The sequence below is a fragment of the Metasolibacillus sp. FSL H7-0170 genome (assembly GCF_038593115.1).
GTDB classification, from domain to species: domain Bacteria; phylum Bacillota; class Bacilli; order Bacillales_A; family Planococcaceae; genus Metasolibacillus; species Metasolibacillus fluoroglycofenilyticus.
This window is the reverse complement of sequence record NZ_CP151964.1, coordinates 576554-596375: the sequence shown is the minus strand read 5'-3', so window position 1 is coordinate 596375 and position 19822 is coordinate 576554. Positions and strand designations below refer to the sequence as shown.

Below are 19822 nucleotides of genomic sequence, written 5' to 3'. Positions count from 1 at the left end.
ATCAACTATTAACCTAGCCACAGAATGTGTACCTAAAGCTAAATTTAGAAAAGGGTTAGATAAGGCGTAGCTGACGAATAAATACAGAACGAATATTCATATTTAATTTCCACTAGCCTCATCAATGAAAAGATGCTGACTATCTTTATTGTTAATCCTTGAATGCTGAATGGTCATTTCAGAAAAATGTCTTGCTTGCACATTTGCTAATTGCTTATTATTCGTTATCTTGCAGTGCTCAATAGAAGCTTTAGAATAGTGGGAAATAGCTATATTTATTGTGTTTTTGTTTAACAGCTGTGTTTGCAGCAGCTTAATCTTAGTGTGTAGCGTCGCGATAATTTGTGTGTCTTTATGCTCTGTAATTTGACAATTTTCAATGCGAGCATCGCAAGAATCCGTAAGCGTAAGTGCATTTCGGAGCCCCTTTTCAATGGTACTATCAAGCATGACAAGTGAGCTATGATGAAGCACAATTTGTTGCAAAAGGTGCGCCGATATGATGCTACGTGTAATGTGGACGAAGCAATTATTAGCCGCTTTAATGGCTTCAAAACGTCCATTTTTAAGCTTGGAGTCGACAATATAAATTTTTGTCGAATTATTTCCTATAATTTGTGTATGATTTTCGTCATAAACTGTACTTTTTGTCATATATAATAGAGAGGAATCTGCGATATACATACCTTTACCACGAATGAATTTACTTTTATGAATAGTAATACTTGATTTTTGCGTTGCATTAATATGTGATAGGTTGTTATCTGAAAAGTGGTTATTTTCAATCATAACCGCCGCTTCTTGCTGCGCTGTTAAGCCATGGCCGTCATTTCTTATGAATTGATTGTCGAATGCAATAAGCTCGCTATTGTCAATTGTTATGGCTGATTGAATATGACCGCTGACAACGCTACGTAGCAAAGTGCAATGTGAATGTTGCTGTGCTACGATACCTAGCTGTCCGGTGCAAAATGTACATTGTTCAACGGAAACGCTTGACCGTTCTGACAATAATAATTGGATAAGCTCGTTATGTTTAAACGCTGTACGAGAAAAATGAGCAACAGCTTGTTTATGTAGCTCCACACCAATTTTTGAAGAACCATGTAAAGTACTCGTTTGAATGAATAATGCAGATTGGTCATTACCATAAATATGCGCATTATAATTTTGTGAAAAATGACAATTATAAATAGCGGCCTCAGAAAACAAAGCGAGTTGTATGCCGTACTTTTGACCGTATTGGATTTTACAATTGTCCATATGCAATACACTGCCCTGTAACCCAATTTGTGAAGCGCGATGATGTTGTATGGTTGTATTTTGTAGCTTTATTTGACAGCAATCCTTAGCATCTATAGCGCTGTTTCCACCATGCTCAATCGTACTATCATTTATAATAAGCTCACTCGTGCTTTCAATAAGTAACTGTGTACAGCGCTGTTTCGTAAAATGACTGTGTTGAATACTCGCCTTGGCACTTTCTTTTAGTACAATTGCATGTTGCGCATCTTTAAGCTGACATGAGACAAGCTCTAGATGGGCGTTTGTTGCAGTAATATGTGTGGCAGGACATGCTGTTAAGTGACAGTGACTCAAACTCGCTTCACTGCCCTTTTTTAATAAAATAGGCGTATTTGCTAAAGTGCATTCCGTCATTTTCAACAATCCATGACAGACGATTATACCTTCGTTAAGTGTGTCTCCTTCAAAGTAGCATTGTTGAAACAGAACAGCGCCCTCAACGATAATTTTAATATCATGTCGAAAGGTTAACTTTTCAAAGTGAACGATAACCCCTTTAGGAATGTTTATAGTTCCTGATAGAATGGCGGTCGAATCTTTTTTTCCTTTTAAAGTTAATGACTGGTCAATCCATAGCGGCGTATTATATTGACCGGGCATTAAAATTAAACTATCGTTATGTTGTGCCTTTTTTAAAGTAGTGGATAGTGATTTAAAAAAAGCAAATTTTGAAGCAGACACTTTATGTATCATTGTAACGAAACCTCATTTCATCTAATTGTCTTGTCAGTATGACCAAAAATAGTAAAGAATTTTCAAGTGAATAATGAAAAGTTTCAAGTGTGATTAGTCAAAAAACAAAAAATCTAAAAATTCTTAAAAAACAAACTTTTATTTGATTAATGCTATGAAAATAATTGGGCATCTATTACAATAGAAGTAGATATACACGGAGGCGCAAGTATGACAACGATTTACGAACCATTGCTGCAAATGGATTACGAGCAAAGAAAACAATATATGCAACAGCATAGTGAGAAAGTATTAAGCGAGTTATTACAGCATATAGGCTATGCAAATGAAGAGCATCACGATAAAATCGTGTATCGGCTTTTTGGGGAGCTGTTAACCGAGCGACTTTGGTCGAAAGAACAGCTAGTGAGGACGGCACTTATATTGCCAACAAATGATTATTTATTTAAAAACATGACAAATAGCGATCAGGAGAGCGTTTTTACACGTTCATTTTCAGCACTTTGGCTCGTTTATTTATTATATTTTGATCGCGAGCGTTCATTTTTAACAAAAGAGGAAGCGCAGTTTGTTATGGTGGAAGCGAGCCGTTATTTAGAGCAGGAGCAAGATGTTCGAGGCTTTGTCCAAGGCAAGGGCTGGGCACATAGCGTGGCGCATGGCGCTGATTTACTTGCTACGATGCTGGCACACCCACATTTTCCACCTCATTTAGTTCCTGTAATTTTACAAGGGATTAAGGCAACATTTTGGAAAGGGACAGCTTTTCTTGATGATGAGGAAGAGCGCCTAGCGCAAGTTTTTGAGCAATTAATCACAACTGATTTTCCAGAAGAAGTATGTATTGAATGGGTGGAACAAGTATTTGATAAATTAGCTTTTCAACGTAATAACGAAGGCTATACTGCACAGTTTTTCCATGCAAGAACAAATATTTTACGCTTTATGCGTACATTGTACTTCACATTGAAATTTTCGCATAAAATGCCCCAATTACAAGGCGTTGTCTCAATTTTCATCGGTAAGTGGACGAAATTGTGATGCAAAAGAAAAGCATATTTCGAAAGAGAAAGGGTGTGCCAAATGAAACGTAATTCTATTCAAAATTATCATACAATTTTTTCAATCGAAGAAGGACAAATCGATGAGTTTTTTCAAGTATATGATACCTTTCAATATTTATTACCATTAATAGAACATCAGCCTACAGAAAATGTGGAATGGCGCATGGTGTTCAGTAATTGGCTATTTCTCTCTACTGAAAATACAGAGCTGCGTATTTGCCCTTCAAAAAGCAATATCTATCATCCAACAAGTGCGCTGTTCAGGGAGCTACTGAAACGTCCGCTAATGCAAAATTGCAAGGAGGAAGTAATGCATAGCGAACAGTATACGTATATTGCCGCAATTACAATAGCGATGGAAGTACTAAACTGGTACAAGCAAAGCCTTCATATTAAAAAAGATGAATTTCAAATGATTTCAATGTTGCTGACGAACTGTACTGCAGGTATACAAAAGGGACAAGAGTATATGCTATTAAAAATGTCCTCAGATTTAGTGGAGCAAATGACGAATGGCTCAAATTTATCATTGGAGCTTGACTACTGTTTAATGAATGCAATGCAAAAAGCTAAAAAATTGTATGAGCTGTTTTATGAGCAAGAAGAAATATACTATTGCAAAGAGCTGTATTATAGCAAGCTTTGCTAATGCCGGTATTACTTTCTAATGGGGGCTCTAAAATAGTAAACTAGCGCAAGTATGTTGATTATGTGAAGCTTGCCCATTTATTGGCATGTTTTAATAGGGAGAATATTTTTTATTAGGCAAATGCTCGTTGATGGCAGTGAAGGAGGCGACTCCATTGGGATTAAAGGTAGGGAGGCTAAGGTCGCCATGTCCTGTGGCAACGCCTTCTTGACCAACATCGTATAGGCTTCAAACTGAGAATCCATTTATTTCGGCGTTCAGCGAAATAAATTAGTTGAGGCTGCACCCCAAGGAAAGCATTCTCCGTAACGGAAATCAATAAATTTTAGGTGTTCTTTGTAAAATAAAGGATAATCAATACACTTGACGCTATTGCATAGGGTCATAAAAAAAACTTATCGCAAAACATAATATTAATGTATTTTACTTATGTATAAAAATAAGTTATTATAAGAACTGGAGAAAAGAAGCTTTATAAATATCTTTTCAAATAAGAAAATATAGGGGGAACAACAATGGCACAAGAGAATTTACACAACAGCCGCGCTTCGTTCGAAGTAAATGGTAAAACATATAATTACTACCGTTTATCTGCAATTGAAGAAGCGGGTATTGCAAACGTTTCACGCCTACCTTATTCAATTAAAGTATTATTAGAATCTGTTTTACGTCAATATGACAACTATGTAATCAAAGAAGAGCATGTTAATGAGTTAGCAAAATGGGGCAAAGATGTTAATACGGAAGCTGAAGTTCCATTCAAGCCATCGCGTGTAGTTTTACAGGACTTCACTGGTGTACCAGTAGTTGTTGACCTTGCATCATTGCGTTCAGCAATGAAAGAAATGGGCGGTGACCCTGCAAAGATTAACCCTGCAATTCCAGTTGATCTTGTAATCGACCACTCTGTACAAGTTGACAAATACGGAAATGCTAACGCTTTAAAAGCGAATATGGACTTAGAATTCGAGCGTAACGCTGAGCGTTATAACTTCTTGAAATGGGCACAAACTGCCTATGACAACTTCCGTGCTGTACCACCAGCAACAGGGATTGTTCACCAAGTAAACTTAGAATACTTAGCACCAGTTGTACACGTAAAAGAAAATACAGATGGTACATTTGAAACTTACCCAGACTCAGTAGTAGGTACTGACTCTCATACAACAATGATTAACGGTCTTGGCGTTCTTGGATGGGGTGTTGGTGGTATCGAGGCAGAAGCAGGTATGCTTGGCCAACCTTCATACTTCCCAATTCCAGAAGTTATTGGTGTGAAATTAATTGGTGAATTACCAAACGGTGCAACAGCAACTGACTTAGCATTAAAAGTAACACAAGTCTTACGTCAACGTGGCGTTGTAGGTAAATTTGTAGAATTCTTCGGTTCAGGTATTACAAAATTACCATTAGCTGACCGTGCAACAATTTCAAACATGGCGCCAGAATACGGTGCAACATGTGGGTTCTTCGCAATTGATGAAGAATCATTAAACTATATGCGTTTAACTGGTCGTGATGAAGAGCATATCGCTGTAGTTGAAGCTTACTTAAAAGCAAACGATATGTGGTTTAACCCTGAGCTTGACCCAGTTTACACAGATGTAATTGAGTTAAACTTGGCGGACATCGAACCAAACTTATCAGGTCCAAAACGTCCACAAGACTTAATTCCTTTATCAAAAATGAAGGAAACTTACCGTAGCTCTGTAGTAGCACCACAAGGTACTCAAGGCTTCGGCTTAACTGAAGATGAGTTTGCTAAAACTTCTGTAGCGAAATTTGCAGAAGGTGATGTTGAAATTCCAACAGGTGCGGTAGCAATCGCAGCTATTACATCTTGTACAAATACATCTAACCCATACGTTTTAATCGCAGCTGGTTTAGTAGCGAAAAAAGCAGTAGAGCGCGGTATCAAACCTGCAAAATGGGTTAAAACATCTTTAGCACCAGGTTCTAAAGTAGTAACAGGCTATTTAGAAGCATCTGGCTTACAAAAATACTTTGACGAAATCGGCTTTAACACAGTTGGATACGGCTGTACAACATGTATCGGTAACTCAGGTCCATTATTACCTGAAATTGAAGATGCAATTAAAGATAATGACTTATTTGTTACTTCTGTACTTTCTGGTAACCGTAACTTTGAAGGACGCGTTCACCCATTAGTAAAAGCAAACTTCTTAGCTTCACCACCATTAGTAGTAGCTTATGCATTAGCTGGTACAGTTGATATCGACTTACAAAAAGATGCAATCGCAAAAGATAAAGATGGCAACGATGTATTCTTCGCAGATATTTGGCCATCAACTGAAGAAGTAAATGCAGTATTAGGCGAAGTTGTAACACGTGAGCTATTCCAAAAAGAATACGAAACTGTGTTTACAGCGAACGAAGCTTGGAATGCAATTGAAACTTCTACTGAATCATTATATACATTTGATGAAAAATCAACTTATATCCAAAACCCACCATTCTTCACGGGTCTATCAAAAGAACCTGGTGCAATCCAAGGTCTTAATGACTTACGTGTAATGGCGAAATTTGGCGATTCAATTACGACTGACCATATTTCTCCAGCTGGTGCAATCGGTAAAGATACACCTGCAGGTAAATATTTAATCGAAAACGGTGTGGCAATTCGCGACTTCAACTCTTACGGTTCTCGTCGTGGTAACCATGAAGTAATGATGCGCGGTACATTCGCGAACATCCGTATTCGCAACCAAATCGCTCCAGGTACAGAAGGTGGTTTCACTACGTACTGGCCAACAGGTGAAGTAGAGTACATTTATGATGCATGTATGAAATACCAAGAGCAAGGCACTGGCTTAGTGGTTCTTGCTGGTAACGACTACGGTATGGGCTCTTCTCGTGACTGGGCAGCGAAAGGTACATTCCTACTTGGTATTAAAACAGTTATCGCACAAAGCTATGAGCGTATTCACCGTTCTAACTTAGTAATGATGGGTGTGTTACCATTACAATTCTTAAATGGTGATTCTGCTGATTCATTAGGCTTAACTGGTGAAGAAACAATTTCTGTAAACATTACAGATGCAGTGAAGCCACGTGATATTTTAACAGTTACAGCTACATCTCCAGATGGTACTGTTAAAACATTCGATGCATTAGCTCGCTTCGACTCAGAAGTAGAAGTAGATTACTACCGTCATGGTGGTATCCTACAAATGGTACTTCGCGCAAAAGCAGCTGAGTAATAAAATGAAACATTAAGAAAGCTGTCTGAAATGCATGCGAAAGCACTGCTTTTCAGACAGCTTTTATGATTTTATAAAAATGCCTGCTAGTTAAAGAGGGAGCATATAACGTTTTCGATTGTGTGTGGGAAAAAATCAATTGTGCTTTGATTATTTTTATAAAGTTTTATGTTAAAATAAATAGGATGAATTAGTGCTTTTTTGCAAATAAAACTAAAAAGATTTAAGGAGGGACTGTTATAATTTATTGGTTTCGGCACTTACCACAAACAGATATGAATTTTTCAGATTGGACTCCGTTCATACAAAATAATTGGTATCGTAAACATTATATGAAGTTTGTATATCTACTTCAGCTCATCATTTTTCTAATACCTTTTTTCTTCGAAACAGATTTCACTCAGATTAATATTTTTACTCTCATTATAATCGGTATTTTTGTCTTCATCATTCACGAATGTCTTCATATTATTACAATAAACAAAAAGGGCGATATTAGTTTAACTTTTAGTGGGATATTTTTTTGGCTCAATACAAACGCAATTCTATCCAAAACGAGGTTTTGGCTCTTTATGAGTTTGCCTTTTATTGGATTAACAGTAATTCCAGCCATTATGTCATTATATGTCCCAAGTAATATCAAATCAATCGTATTATTTGTAAGCTGGATAAACGCATGGATTTCCTCCTCAGATATAATTAATTCTTTTTTGATTACAATTAAGCCGAAAAACGCTATTTTTTGCAGAGGCTATTATCGAGTTAAAGAGTATTAAAATCGTTACATAAATATAAACCCATGAAACAAAAAAATAAAAACCTTAAACCTATCCATATATTAAGACAGGCTTGAAGTTTCTTAATTAAGCTAATCTGCTAACTTAGTTAAAGAAGGGCTTTAAACAGTATATTTTTATAAAATTATATTTCTGATTAATAGTTGGAGCTGTCCAAAAAACCGTGCATAGCCGGCATTTTGGACAGGAGCGATGATGTTTCACAAAATGTTGATTCATATAAACAGAAAACACCTCTTTTAAAAATGGGATGAACATTGGCTTTAGCAGTGTTATCTTTCAGTAAAAGGGAAGCGATGAAAACATTGATTTCAATGCGGCGGCAAAACAAAATGGACTTTTCGGACACCTCCGTTTCAAGGCATCAGCTATGAATGGATACACTTTCTCACTAAATCAAATTCTGTCGAAACGAGCCATAATTTTAAGAAATTTGTCGAAATTGTAAAAAACAATTCCAAACTTCTGGATTTATGCACAATATTTATGTAAAATGAAAGTTATACGATTTAATTAATAAATAGCTTTGTACAGTGAAATTGTACTACTAAGTACATATGAAACACCTTCATCTAATAATTTAATAGATGAAAGCTTATTTTGTTTCTTATTCAGTAGCCGTGTCAAACAGCTACTAAATTAAGATATAGACTTTGGCGACTTTATGTATAATCTATGTAAGGTTAGCTAAGGTAGAATTGATTTGAGGAGGATATATTAGAATGAAAAAGAAGTTTTACACAGTAGCGGTTGCTTCATTAGCAGCGACAGCAGTGGCAGTAGCACCAGCTTCAGCAGCGGGGTCTTTTACAGATGTTGCTAAAGATAATGCACATTTCGAGGCGATTACAGCATTGCAAACGGCTGGAGTTATTAGCGGTTATCCAGACGGTACATTCAAACCAGCACAGGACGTAACACGTGGACAAGCAGCAAAAATGCTTGCTGGAGCACTTGGTCTTGATACAAAAAATGTAGAAAACCCTAACTTTGCAGATATTCCAGTATCACATCAATACTACGGTCCTATCGCAGCATTAGCAGCGCTTGGTGGTATCGAATATTATGAAGATAATACAGTAGAGCCGAATGAAGCGATTACACGTGAAGAATTTGTGTTTATGTTAGCAGCAGGGCTTGGTGTTGATGCAGAGGACGAAATTGAAAATGCAGAAAACACAATTACACGTGGTGAAGTTGCAACATTGATTTATGAAGTGTTAAGCCATGACGTAGATGAAGAAGAGCAAACAACAACTGAAGATACAGCTACTGTTGAGCAAACAACGGCTGATACAGCGCTACTAGAAACTGTTTTCACAAAAGCGATTGAGAAACAACAAGCTACAACTAGCATGAAAGCAACAATGACAATGACACAATCGATGGATATTCAAGAAGGTGAAGAACGAGTAAAAGTCGATGCTACTGGAAAAATGAATATGTCAATTGTTAACAAACCTATGCAGTTCTTCGTTGAAGGAACGATGTCTATGGTTGAGCCAACAACAGGTGAAACAATTGATATGCCATTAAAGATGTACATGACTGAAAAAGATGGCATGTATATGTATGAAGGCATGACAGGAACTTGGATTAAATATCCATCTGACATGTTTGAAGAAATCTTGGCACAAGCTGGTACGCAAATCAATGCTGCTGAGCAATTAGAAATGTTACAACAATTTGCAACTGATTTCACAATTAAAGAAGCTGATGATTACTATGTTTTATCATTAACAGGTACTGGTGATAAGTTTACTGAGCTAGTTCAAGAGCAAATGTCAGCAATGAACTTAGGGCTAGATGAGGAAGTACTAGCTGAAATGCAAAACTTAAAGTTCGATAAATTCTCTTATGAAATCAAAATTAATAAAGAAACTTTTGATATTGAAGAAATGGTAATGGACTTCGGTATCGGCATGAATATTGAAGGTGTTGTAATGAATATTAAAAACAAATCAACAATGAAATATTCAGATTTCAATGCAGTAACAACAATTACAATTCCTAGTGAAGCATTAGAAAATGCAAAGTCACTGGATGAATTAGATTTATCTGCGGTTGAAGAAGCAGAATAATACATCTAAAAGAAGCGTAGGAGATTTCCTATGCTTCTTCTTTACGTTGTCATTTCACCTCTATAAATATTAAAATAAAGAAGTCACAGTCCACTATTTTGACGGAAAATTTTAATTATTGTAAGGAGTGTTTTCTATGAAAAGCAAAATGTTTTTAGCTATAATGATAGCAGCAGCTATTTCAATTGCAGCACCTGCATCAGCAGCAAATGCGTTCCTAGATGTTTCAGAAAAACATACCCATTACATTTCAATTAAAGCACTTGCTAAAGCAAAAATTATTGGCGGTTATCCGGACGGCACATTTAAGCCAGCTCATTATATAACACGTGGTCAAGCGGCAAATATAATTACAAAAGTACTTGCTATTGATACCAAAAACGTAAAAGAACCATTCTTTTCTGATTTACCAAAAACACATCAATATTATGGAGCGATTGCGGCACTTGCGGAGCGCAAAGCTATTAAACTAGAAGATTTTTTGTTCTATACAGTAAAGCCAAATGAAACAATCACACGTGGTGAAGTCGCGTTCATGCTTGCGCAAGCGTTAGAATTGGAAGCACAAGGTACAAGTCCATTTACTGATGATAAATACATCAATATTACATACGACGACTTTGAAGACATATCGCTTGAGCAATGCATTGCAGCCATTTATGAAAATAATATCGCTAAAGGCATTTCATCAAAGGAATTTGGTGTCGAGCAAAATGTAACACGCGGTCAATTCTCAACAATGATTTACAATGTTATGATACTACTTGATAAAGAAAAATAAAGAGATGTTGAAAGCTTATCTGTAGTAATAACTACAAACGCCATTAAATTAATGTAAAAATACATTTATACAACATGCTAATATGACGGGCATGTTGTTTTTTTGTTAAGAATACTGTGAATTATCTAGTATTCTACAACGCTTTCATGTAAAATTTAAATGTACTGATTATTTAGTAATCTAAAAATGGAGGTAGTTTGCCCAATGAAAAACAAACGAAACAAATTTTATGCAGCAACGGCAGCCGTTGCGGTTACAGCTACTGTTGTCGCTGTAACACCAGCACTAGCAGCGAGTACTTTTTCTGATGTAAAAGCGGGAGATGCTCATTATGAAGGAATTACAGCATTGCATGGAGCAGGTATCATTAGCGGTTATCCTGACGGTACATTTAAGCCGAATCAAAATGTAACACGTGGACAAGCTGCAAAAATTATTGCGGGTGTATTAGGTCTTGATACGAAAAACGTAGAAAACCCTAACTTTGCAGATATTCCAACATCACACCAATATTACGGTCCTGTTGCAGCATTGGCAGCGCTTGATGCTATGGAAATCTATGAAGACAGCACAATCGAACCAAATGAGGCAATTACACGTGGCGAATTGGCTTACATGATTGCACAAGCATTAGGTTTAGAAGCAGAAGGCGATAGCCCATTTACAGATGTACCAGCAGACAATGATTACGCATATTTTGTCACAGCATTATATGAAGCAGGCATTGCACAAGGTATTTCTGAAACGGAATTCGGTGTTGACAGCAATGTAAAACGTGGTCAGCTGGCAACATTTATTTTAAATGCAGTAGGCACTTTGACTGAAGCACCTGAGGAAACACCAGAAGTAACAACAGGTGATACTTTTAATTTATCAATTTTACATGTTAACGATACACATTCTCATACAGATAAACTACCTAAATTAGCAACAGCAGTAAAAGAACAACGTGCGAAGAAGGAAAATGTTTTAACATTGCATGCGGGTGATGCGTTAACAGGCACTTTATACTTTAGCGAATTTAAAGGGAAGGCTGATATTGATTTATTAAATGAAATTGGCTTCGATGCAATGGTTCTTGGTAACCATGAATTTGATTTAGGGGCATCGCCGGAAGGACATCAAGCATTAGTTGATTTTATTAAAGCTGCGAAGTTCCCGATTGTCGATGCCAATGTTGACTTCTCTAATGATGATAAGTTTACTGGTTTGTTTACAGATTTAATCTCAAGTGAGCCTGAAAACGGTAAAATATATCATGGAATTGTAAAAGAAATCAATGGTGAAAAAATTGGGATTTTTGGTCTTACGACAGAAGAGACAAAAGGAATCTCTTCACCGGATGAAGTAACATTCTCAAACTATATTGAAGAGGCAAAGAAAGCAGTAGCTGCATTTGAAGGTATGGGCATAAACAAAATTATTGCCTTAACACATATTGGGTATAGAGACAGTGCTTTGATTGATAATGATATTGTATTAGCGCAAAATGTACCTGGTATCGATATTATTGTAGGGGCACATGATCATACAGAATTATTAACTCCAGATGCTGAGCATTCTGCAAGTGATGCACCGACATTAATTGTTCAAGCGCATGAATACGTAAACTATTTAGGAACGCTTGACGTAACTTTCGATGAAAACGGTGTAATTACAAAATATGACGGTGAGTTAATTAAGCTTGGTGAAGTTGCCGATGACGAGAAATTAGTTGAATTATTAGCACCATATAAAGCCAAAGTCGATGAAGTAATGAATGATAAAATTGGTGTATCAATTACAGAAGATTTAGTAGGGGAGCGCGAAGTAACACGTACTAGTGAAACAGCGCTTGGCAATATTATTACAGACGGTATGCTGGCAAAGGCACAACAATACACAGATAAAACGGTTGTAATGGCATTACAAAATAGCGGTGGTATTCGTGCAACAATTCCAGCAGGTGACATTAGTGTAGGTCATGTTATTGAAGTGTTACCTTTTGGGAATACATTGGCGATTATGGATTTAACAGGTGCTGAATTGAAAGAGGCATTTGAATGGTCTGTCAAGGATATACCAGGTGCAAACGGTGCTTTCTTACACATTGCAGGTGCGAAATTACAATATGATTCATCAAAAGAAGCGGGTTCACGTGTTGTATCAATTGAGTACTTCGATCAAGCAACAGGCGAATATGTCGCACTAGAAGATGATAAAACATATACTATCGCAACAAACGCATACACTGCCAAAGGTGGAGATAGCTATGCGGTATTTGAGAAAGCGTACAATGAAGGGCGTGCGACAGAGCTAGGTTTATCCGACTGGGAAAACTTCCGCGAGCAATTACTTTCATTAAAAGAAATTAAAACAACAACTGAGGGACGCATTATTGACCTTGGGAAACCAGTTGAAGAATAATTAAAATATAAATAAAAAATTGTCTGAGAAGTGTGCGAAGGCACTGCTTTTCAGACAATTTTTTTATTTGCCCTATTTAAGAGAGCAAATCATGAATTCAATGCTTTATTCAAACAAGTAAAACAACAATTTCAATCGCAACAAAAATTGTTCCATCTTCTTAACTATTAAATACCTTTATTGATTTTTCTTAATTGTCGATAAAATTATCAGAATTCTATATTTCGAACTATTATAAAGAGTATAAAGTCATATAATTTTCGAAATGGTTACATGTCCATATTGCTAGAAAATTTACAACTTTCGAATAGCAACATTGACATAGTATAAAAGAAATGAATATAATGGTATTGTGCGCAAAAAGGGGGTATTTTTGTTTGAGTATTGGGAAAAAATTATACATATCTTTAGGTACATTAATCGTAATTATATTTGGTATTTCGGTGTTTAGCTATTTACAAATATCGAATGTAAACAATAGATATAATGAACTAATAGATAGTCGTTTAGAGCAAATCTATTTGGCAGCAGAGGTCGAATCAAGCGTTGGCGGCCAAGGTGCTTTTTTACGACAATATGTATTAGCGAAGGGCTCGGATGCGTTATCAAGCTTGGAAAAAGAGCAGACCGCAATTGCAACTTCTTTACAAAGATTAGAAGAGATTGCCTCGCCAGGGACGATGCAAGATTTACTAGCTGAGCTAATTGAAGCAAATGCTAATTATAGTGATGCAGTTGCACGTGTAATAAGCTTAGTTGACGATGGAAAAGTTGATAGTGCAATTCCAATACTAAATATTGAGGTTCGTAATGTTCATAATAAACTAAGTACAGCAGCGAATGAAATGCTTGTTTATAATAAGGAACGATTTACAGAAACTCAACTCGAAACTGGTAAGCAAGTAGAGCAAGTGACAATTATTTTAATGGCAATTTCAATTATTAGTATAGTAATAGGTATTGTAAGTGTTATTATTATTATTCGAGTAGTAATTATGCCGTTAAAGAAATTAGCGGGCGCTGTTGACCAAATTGCAACAGGTGATTTAACCGTTGATGATGTCGTAGTTAAATCAAAAGATGAGGTAGCGACGATTGCCACATCCTTTAATGTGATGAAATCCTCATTGCGTGAATTAATTTCTGTAGCCAATCAAAACGCTGCGCAGCTTTCCGTTATTTCGAGAGAACTGACAACAAGTACAGCACAAGTATCATCAACATCGACAACTGTTGCCAGCAGTATTGAACAGATTACAGAAAGCACACAAGGATCATCACAAATTGCAATAGATACCTCTGTAGCAATGGATGAAACTGCGTTTGGAATTCAGAATATTGCTGAATCTACGCAAACTGTACACAATGAAGCACAAAATACACAAGCGGTTGCAAGCAAGGGGCTTGTAACAATTGCGGATGCGAAGGAGCAAATGCAAGATATTTATAGTTCAACAAAGCTGACGACAGAATTGATTTCTAAATTAATTGCACATTCTGAGCAAATTCAAAGTATTTCAAATGTAATAACAGATATTACAGATCAAACGAACTTATTAGCATTAAATGCAGCAATTGAAGCGGCTCGAGCTGGAGAGCATGGAAAAGGCTTTGCAGTCGTTGCAGACGAGGTGCGTAAACTAGCAGAGCAATCCAAATCCTCAGCTAATTTAATTGTTAATTTAACATCTGAAATTTTACATGAAACGAAAAATGTAGAGGGCGCTGTTGCGGAAAGTTTGCAGCGCGTTGAAGCAGGAGTGAAAGTAATTGAAGTAGCCGGTGATTCGTTTAATCAAATTACAGGTGCTGTAGAAAATATGACAATGCGTATTGCAGATGCATCTGCTGTCACAGAGCAAATTTCTGCCGCGACTGAGGAAGTATCGGCATCTGTATCAGAGCTAGCATCAAATGTAAGTGGCGTGGCTGGAAATACAGAAGAAATCGCGCAGCAAATCGGTGAGCAGGTAGCGTCAATTCAGGAGATTAATGCTGTATCGACAGAGCTTGAAATTAAAGCTGAGGAACTTGCGCAAGCAATTGCGAAATTCAAAATATAAAAAATTAAAGTGAAAATTGTTTGAAAAGTGTGCAATGACACTGCTTTTCAAACAATTTTTGCTTTTTATTGATAGTATCAGCATTTTTTAGTAAAGAGGAAGTTATCCTTGAAACAATAGGAATATGATTTTTATAAAACAGGATAAATATAAAAGAACGTCTGAAAAGCATTGCTTTTCAGACGTTCCCTATAAGATTACCATGAAACGTTAGCAATCATACCTTCTTCTTCGTCAATATCGAGGGTAATTCTAGCGCTGATTGAATCGCGTTGTAGCTCCTCGTCAATATAGAGGCGCAGTGCGGTAACGAAATTTACTGAATTATAAAGCTCCATTTGTCCGTTGACATAGGCCTCAGCCGTATAGCCTGCTAAATCGTCATACATTAACTCTACTTCTACATTTTCAGGCTGCGTATTTTTAAAGCGTGCATGGAAAAGGCAAATGGCATTGATTAAATCTTGCTCAAACAATGTTAGTTGTTCCATGTTTTTGATGTCTCTTCTTTCTTTTTACGCGTCATTACTTGATAAATTTTAATACATAGGAAAACAATTACTGCGATTGCTGCGGCATTAACCATAAAGCCTAAAATAGAGCCTAAAATACCTAAGTCACCGAATAAACTACCAAATAATAGACCTGCTAAACCACCGATGAATAACCCTTTCATTAAGCCACCAGATGTAAAGCCACCTTTTTTCGTTTGTGTTGTATCATTATTTGAGTTATTTTTATTGTTTTGATTTGTAACTGTTGAGTTATTTTCTTGGTCTTTCTTCTGAATATTTGATTGATTATTATTATTAGTTTTGAAGCCTTTTTTACCTGATTTATAGGACTTTGCTTCTACTTGATGATCCCCACCAAAAAATAATGTTGTGCCTACACTCGAAAAGACAAGTGTAAATGCTAAAAATACTGCTGCAAGTTTTTTCATGTTTTTCCTCCGTTATTCTAACAATAAAATTTTCTACAGAAATAGTATATCAAAATTACGATTAGAAGAAAAATAAATGCGCTAACAATTTCATTCAGCTCTATGCTCACGCTGAGAAATATGGTATCGTTGTACAATATGTCTACCATTTTTAAGGGGGAATTGAGATGTCAGCACAGCAGCAATACAATGGTCTTATACTTTTAACATCCTACATACAACGTATTTATATAGCGGAAAAAATCAACGAACGCATTGGTGTGCAGACAAATCCAAGTCGTTTACAAGCAGCAAAAAACTATTTGGATGAATTGAATATGATAATGCCTTTATTCGAGCAAACACGTGAATTAACAGATACGCAGTTAAAGCGAGTGAAAGAAATAACGATGAGTACAAAGCATTTAATGGATGGGTATTTCCCACAACCGCCGTTTAGCTTTGCACAAAAGCTTTCGATTGTCGGCTCTTCTTTATACGGTGAGCAATTAATGAATACCGGAGTACTTCGCCTAGGACAGCTATTTCAAAAAGAAGTTGGAAAGGATTTTGAAATGCGCGTAAAATTTTATAAGGAGCGTACCGAATTCATTGATGCTGTAGTACATACGCTATACAGTAAGGAAGAGATAGAACTGAGCTTGCAGCAAATTATTGCAAATTGGTTTGAAGGCATTATGGCAAATCGTAAAAATGTGTTACAGGATATGGAGAAAATCAATCCTTTTTTTGCTTGACGGATAATTTTTTAGTTGCTAGAATGAATCCTAACTTTAATATTCATATTCGATGAAAAAGACAGTAGCTATTTGGCAATGCGAAGCGAGTTAGGGACGGTGTGAGCCTAATGCAAGAAGAATAGCGAAGCGCACTTTGGAGAAATTGCCTGAAAGACTAGTAGGGTAAATCGGGGAGGCTACCCCGTTATTAACAAGAAAGCGGTCACTTCATGTGACAACTAGAGTGGTACCACGGGATTAATAGCTCTCGTCTCTATTTTATAGAGACGAGGGCTTTTTTTATGTAGAAAAGGAGAGACACAAATGAAAGAACAGTTAGCAGCTTTATTAAGTGCAGCATCGCAGGGAGATTTATCTGTGCAGGAGGTAATGACATTACTTGAAAAGCCGAAGCATGAGCATTTAGGTGATATTGCTTTTCCCTGCTTTTCACTAGCAAAAAAATATAAAAAGGCACCGACGCTTATTGCGACGGAGCTGGCTCAGCACATTCAGGCAGACTTTATTCAAGAGGTAAGGGTGGAGGGCGCCTATATAAACTTTTATTTGCAACAACTACCAATTGCACAGCAAATTGTCACACAAATACTTGCAGAGCAGCAAAAATACGGCTCACGCGCAATAAATAACGAAACAATTGCACTTGATTTTTCCTCGCCAAATATAGCTAAGCCATTTTCGATGGGCCATTTACGTTCAACAGTTATTGGTCATGCGCTTGCCAATATTGCTGAAAAAATGGGCTATCAAACAGAGCGCATTAACCACTTAGGCGATTGGGGAACACAATTTGGCAAGCTCATTGTCGCTTATAAGCTATGGGGAAATAAAGCTGCAATTGAGGCCAATCCCATTGAGGAATTATTAAAAATCTATGTCCGTTTCCATCAGGAGGCGGAGCAAAATGAAGCATTAAATGAACAGGCACGCCAGGCATTTAAGGCATTAGAAGATGGTGATGCAAAGACGCATGCATTATGGCGCTGGTTTAGAGAGGCTTCTTTGAAGGAATTCCAATCAATATATGAGTTGCTCGGTGTAGCGTTTGATAGCTATAATGGCGAAGCATTTTATAATGATAAAATGGCAAGTGTTGTTGTCGAGCTCGAAGCAAAGCAGCTATTAATAGAATCGGATGGTGCTATGGTCGTATCGTTAGAAGATATGCCCCCATGCTTGATTACTAAAAATGACGGTGCAACACTTTATGCCACACGTGATTTAGCAGCAGCTATTTATCGTCAGGAAACATATAAGCCAGCGAAGGTTTTTTATGTCGTAGGTAATGAGCAATCATTACATTTTAAACAACTATTTACAGTGTTAAAGAAAATGGGGCATCAGTGGGCAGAAAATTATCAGCATATTCCTTTTGGAATGATGCTCGTTGCTGGTAAAAAGATGTCGACGCGAAAAGGCAAAGTTGTACTGCTCGCCGATGTATTAAAGGAAGCGATGGACGCAGCATTACACAATATCGAGGAGAAAAACCCAACACTTGCAAATAAAGAGCAGGTCGCAAAGCAAGTCGGTATTGGTGCAGTGATTTTTAATGATTTGAAAAATGACCGGATGCATGATATTGATTTTGACATCGAGCACATGGTCACATTTGAAGGAGAAACAGGTCCATATGTACAATATACATATGCGCGTATCCAAACATTATTAAAGAAAGGTGCTTATATAGCGCAACAGCCAACGCTAGGCTATCTAGATGAGACTGCTTGGCCACTAATTAAACAATTGCAAGATTTCCCTGCTTACTTGGAAAAGGCATTCAATGATGCTGATCCATCACAAATTGCCAAATATAGCTTGCTATTAGCTCGCAACTTTAATAAATACTATGCCCAAACGAAATTGCTGAGTGGCGACGATTTGCAGCAAGCCCGCTTAGCCGTTGTAGATTGTGTAGCGATTGTGTTACGCGAAAGCTTGCGTCTACTAGGTATTGAAAGTCCTGAAGAGATGTAAGGAGGCAGTACACCAATGCAATTTGCACTTTTGACAGATATTCATGGCAACGCTCAAGCTTTACAAGCAGTCTTACAAAATATTGCAGAGCGCGGGATAGAGAAAATTTATTGCACAGGGGACCTCATAGGTATCGGTCATCAAACAAATGAAGTGTTGCAGCTATTATCTATGCTGCCTCATTGTGAGATTGTCAGTGGTAATCATGATGAGGGGGTGTTAGCTATAGCAAGAAAACAGCCATATCCTAAAAGCCATGCAGCGATTCGGGAGCATCATGAATGGATTGCACAACAGCTAGATACGGCATTCATTCCGTTTTTACAGCAGCTGCCAAGGACACTTGACCGAATGCTAAATTCACAGCGCTTTTTATTTACGCACTATGCCTTAAAAGGAGCAAATATTCCTTTTCATCATGACCCATTTGCATCAATTCACGAGCCGTCACTCGAAAATATGGAAAAAATGTTTTCGGGTTATCCAATATATAATTGTATTTGCTTTGGACATCACCATCCACAGCACTATTTTAAAAATAATAAAACAATATACATTAACCCTGGTGCGCTAGGGTGTAGCAATAAAAATAAAGCTAAATATGCAATTTGTACTATTGATACAAGTATTCATTGGGATTTTATCGAAGTTGCCTATGATTATGCTCAATATATAGAGGATTTTAAGCAAACAAATATACCTGATAAAGAATTTATTTTACAAGCATTTTATCAGCAGTGATTAATTACTTCATCCGTAAGCTTATAAAAATAAGAAATATCCCACTGAATAGGCAGAGCATTTTCGGAAGTGAAATTTTATCCTGCATGCCAGCTAAGCCAATTCCTGTTGTAATGATGAAAATAATAGGACCAACTAGTGCAAGTGATGTGTTGACAATAAAAGCCTTTTCTAAATTATCAAGCTTGTACATGATAAGTGCGGCAAAGATATCAACGCTACCAGATAAAATGCGTAGCCAAATCATATAGAGTAGTGCCAGTTCCACAGTTGTTCCACCTTTCACTTAGATGCTCTACTATATGATAGAAGATAAGCATTTATCATAATAAGATTTTCAACTTATTAAAAAAGCCTCTGC

Annotated in this window: 15 protein-coding genes and 1 other annotated feature; of the genes, 11 read left to right on the top strand and 4 right to left on the bottom strand. The window is 36.9% G+C overall.

Annotation, left to right across the window (positions count from 1 at the left end; genetic code table 11):
• Window positions 1-102: 102 nt before the first annotated feature.
• Entirely contained in the window at window positions 103-1998 is a 1896-nt protein-coding gene (locus MHH70_RS02720; RefSeq protein ID WP_342472484.1) for a right-handed parallel beta-helix repeat-containing protein, read from the bottom strand.
• A gap of 210 nt (window positions 1999-2208) precedes the next feature.
• On the opposite strand from MHH70_RS02720, the gene MHH70_RS02715 reads away from it, so the two are divergent.
• The 8 genes from MHH70_RS02715 (at window position 2209) to MHH70_RS02680 (ending at window position 15060) form a co-directional block, all read left to right on the top strand.
• The gene (locus MHH70_RS02715; RefSeq protein ID WP_342472483.1) at window positions 2209-3039 is read left to right on the top strand and encodes a DUF2785 domain-containing protein; all 831 of its coding nucleotides are present in this window, start codon (window positions 2209-2211) and stop codon (window positions 3037-3039) included.
• 42 nt (window positions 3040-3081) lie between these two features.
• On the top strand, window positions 3082-3711 hold the full coding sequence (locus MHH70_RS02710) for a hypothetical protein (protein ID WP_107942720.1): 630 nt from the start codon (window positions 3082-3084) through the stop codon (window positions 3709-3711).
• Window positions 3712-4226: 515 nt separating this feature from the next.
• Window positions 4227-6932, top strand: a complete 2706-nt coding sequence (gene acnA / locus MHH70_RS02705; protein WP_066163168.1) for an aconitate hydratase AcnA — start codon at window positions 4227-4229, stop codon at window positions 6930-6932.
• Between the two features lie 275 nt (window positions 6933-7207).
• Window positions 7208-7708 (top strand): DUF3267 domain-containing protein, encoded by a 501-nt coding sequence (locus tag MHH70_RS02700; RefSeq protein ID WP_342472482.1) that lies wholly within the window; start codon window positions 7208-7210, stop codon window positions 7706-7708.
• Window positions 7709-8451: 743 nt separating this feature from the next.
• The gene (locus MHH70_RS02695) at window positions 8452-9810 is read left to right on the top strand and encodes an S-layer homology domain-containing protein (RefSeq protein ID WP_107942722.1); all 1359 of its coding nucleotides are present in this window, start codon (window positions 8452-8454) and stop codon (window positions 9808-9810) included.
• Between the two features lie 136 nt (window positions 9811-9946).
• The gene (locus MHH70_RS02690; protein WP_066163163.1) at window positions 9947-10591 is read left to right on the top strand and encodes an S-layer homology domain-containing protein; all 645 of its coding nucleotides are present in this window, start codon (window positions 9947-9949) and stop codon (window positions 10589-10591) included.
• 204 nt (window positions 10592-10795) lie between these two features.
• Window positions 10796-12997, top strand: a complete 2202-nt coding sequence (locus MHH70_RS02685; protein WP_066163161.1) for a 5'-nucleotidase C-terminal domain-containing protein — start codon at window positions 10796-10798, stop codon at window positions 12995-12997.
• 377 nt (window positions 12998-13374) lie between these two features.
• Complete coding sequence (locus tag MHH70_RS02680; protein ID WP_342472481.1) at window positions 13375-15060, top strand: methyl-accepting chemotaxis protein; 1686 nt, start codon at window positions 13375-13377, stop codon at window positions 15058-15060.
• A 197-nt stretch (window positions 15061-15257) separates the two neighbouring features.
• On the opposite strand, the gene MHH70_RS02675 is transcribed toward MHH70_RS02680, so the two are convergent.
• Both MHH70_RS02675 and MHH70_RS02670 read right to left on the bottom strand, forming a co-directional pair.
• Complete coding sequence (locus MHH70_RS02675; protein WP_066163154.1) at window positions 15258-15551, bottom strand: YxcD family protein; 294 nt, start codon at window positions 15549-15551, stop codon at window positions 15258-15260.
• Entirely contained in the window at window positions 15539-16003 is a 465-nt protein-coding gene (locus MHH70_RS02670) for a hypothetical protein (RefSeq protein WP_066163151.1), read from the bottom strand. The genes MHH70_RS02675 and MHH70_RS02670 overlap by 13 nt, the downstream gene beginning before the upstream one ends.
• 167 nt (window positions 16004-16170) lie before the next feature.
• Here MHH70_RS02670 and MHH70_RS02665 point away from each other — a divergent pair, with 167 nt between their 5' ends.
• From MHH70_RS02665 to MHH70_RS02655, 3 genes are all read left to right on the top strand, one after another.
• The gene (locus MHH70_RS02665; RefSeq protein ID WP_342472480.1) at window positions 16171-16740 is read left to right on the top strand and encodes a hypothetical protein; all 570 of its coding nucleotides are present in this window, start codon (window positions 16171-16173) and stop codon (window positions 16738-16740) included.
• Window positions 16741-16783: 43 nt separating this feature from the next.
• Window positions 16784-17001, top strand: a binding site (T-box leader).
• 45 nt (window positions 17002-17046) lie between these two features.
• Window positions 17047-18720 (top strand): arginine--tRNA ligase, encoded by a 1674-nt coding sequence (argS, locus tag MHH70_RS02660; protein WP_107942727.1) that lies wholly within the window; start codon window positions 17047-17049, stop codon window positions 18718-18720.
• A gap of 15 nt (window positions 18721-18735) precedes the next feature.
• Window positions 18736-19461, top strand: a complete 726-nt coding sequence (locus MHH70_RS02655; protein WP_342472479.1) for a metallophosphoesterase family protein — start codon at window positions 18736-18738, stop codon at window positions 19459-19461.
• A 4-nt stretch (window positions 19462-19465) separates the two neighbouring features.
• On the opposite strand, the gene MHH70_RS02650 is transcribed toward MHH70_RS02655, so the two are convergent.
• The gene (locus MHH70_RS02650; RefSeq protein WP_066164422.1) at window positions 19466-19708 is read right to left on the bottom strand and encodes a DUF2619 domain-containing protein; all 243 of its coding nucleotides are present in this window, start codon (window positions 19706-19708) and stop codon (window positions 19466-19468) included.
• Window positions 19709-19822: the final 114 nt, after the last annotated feature.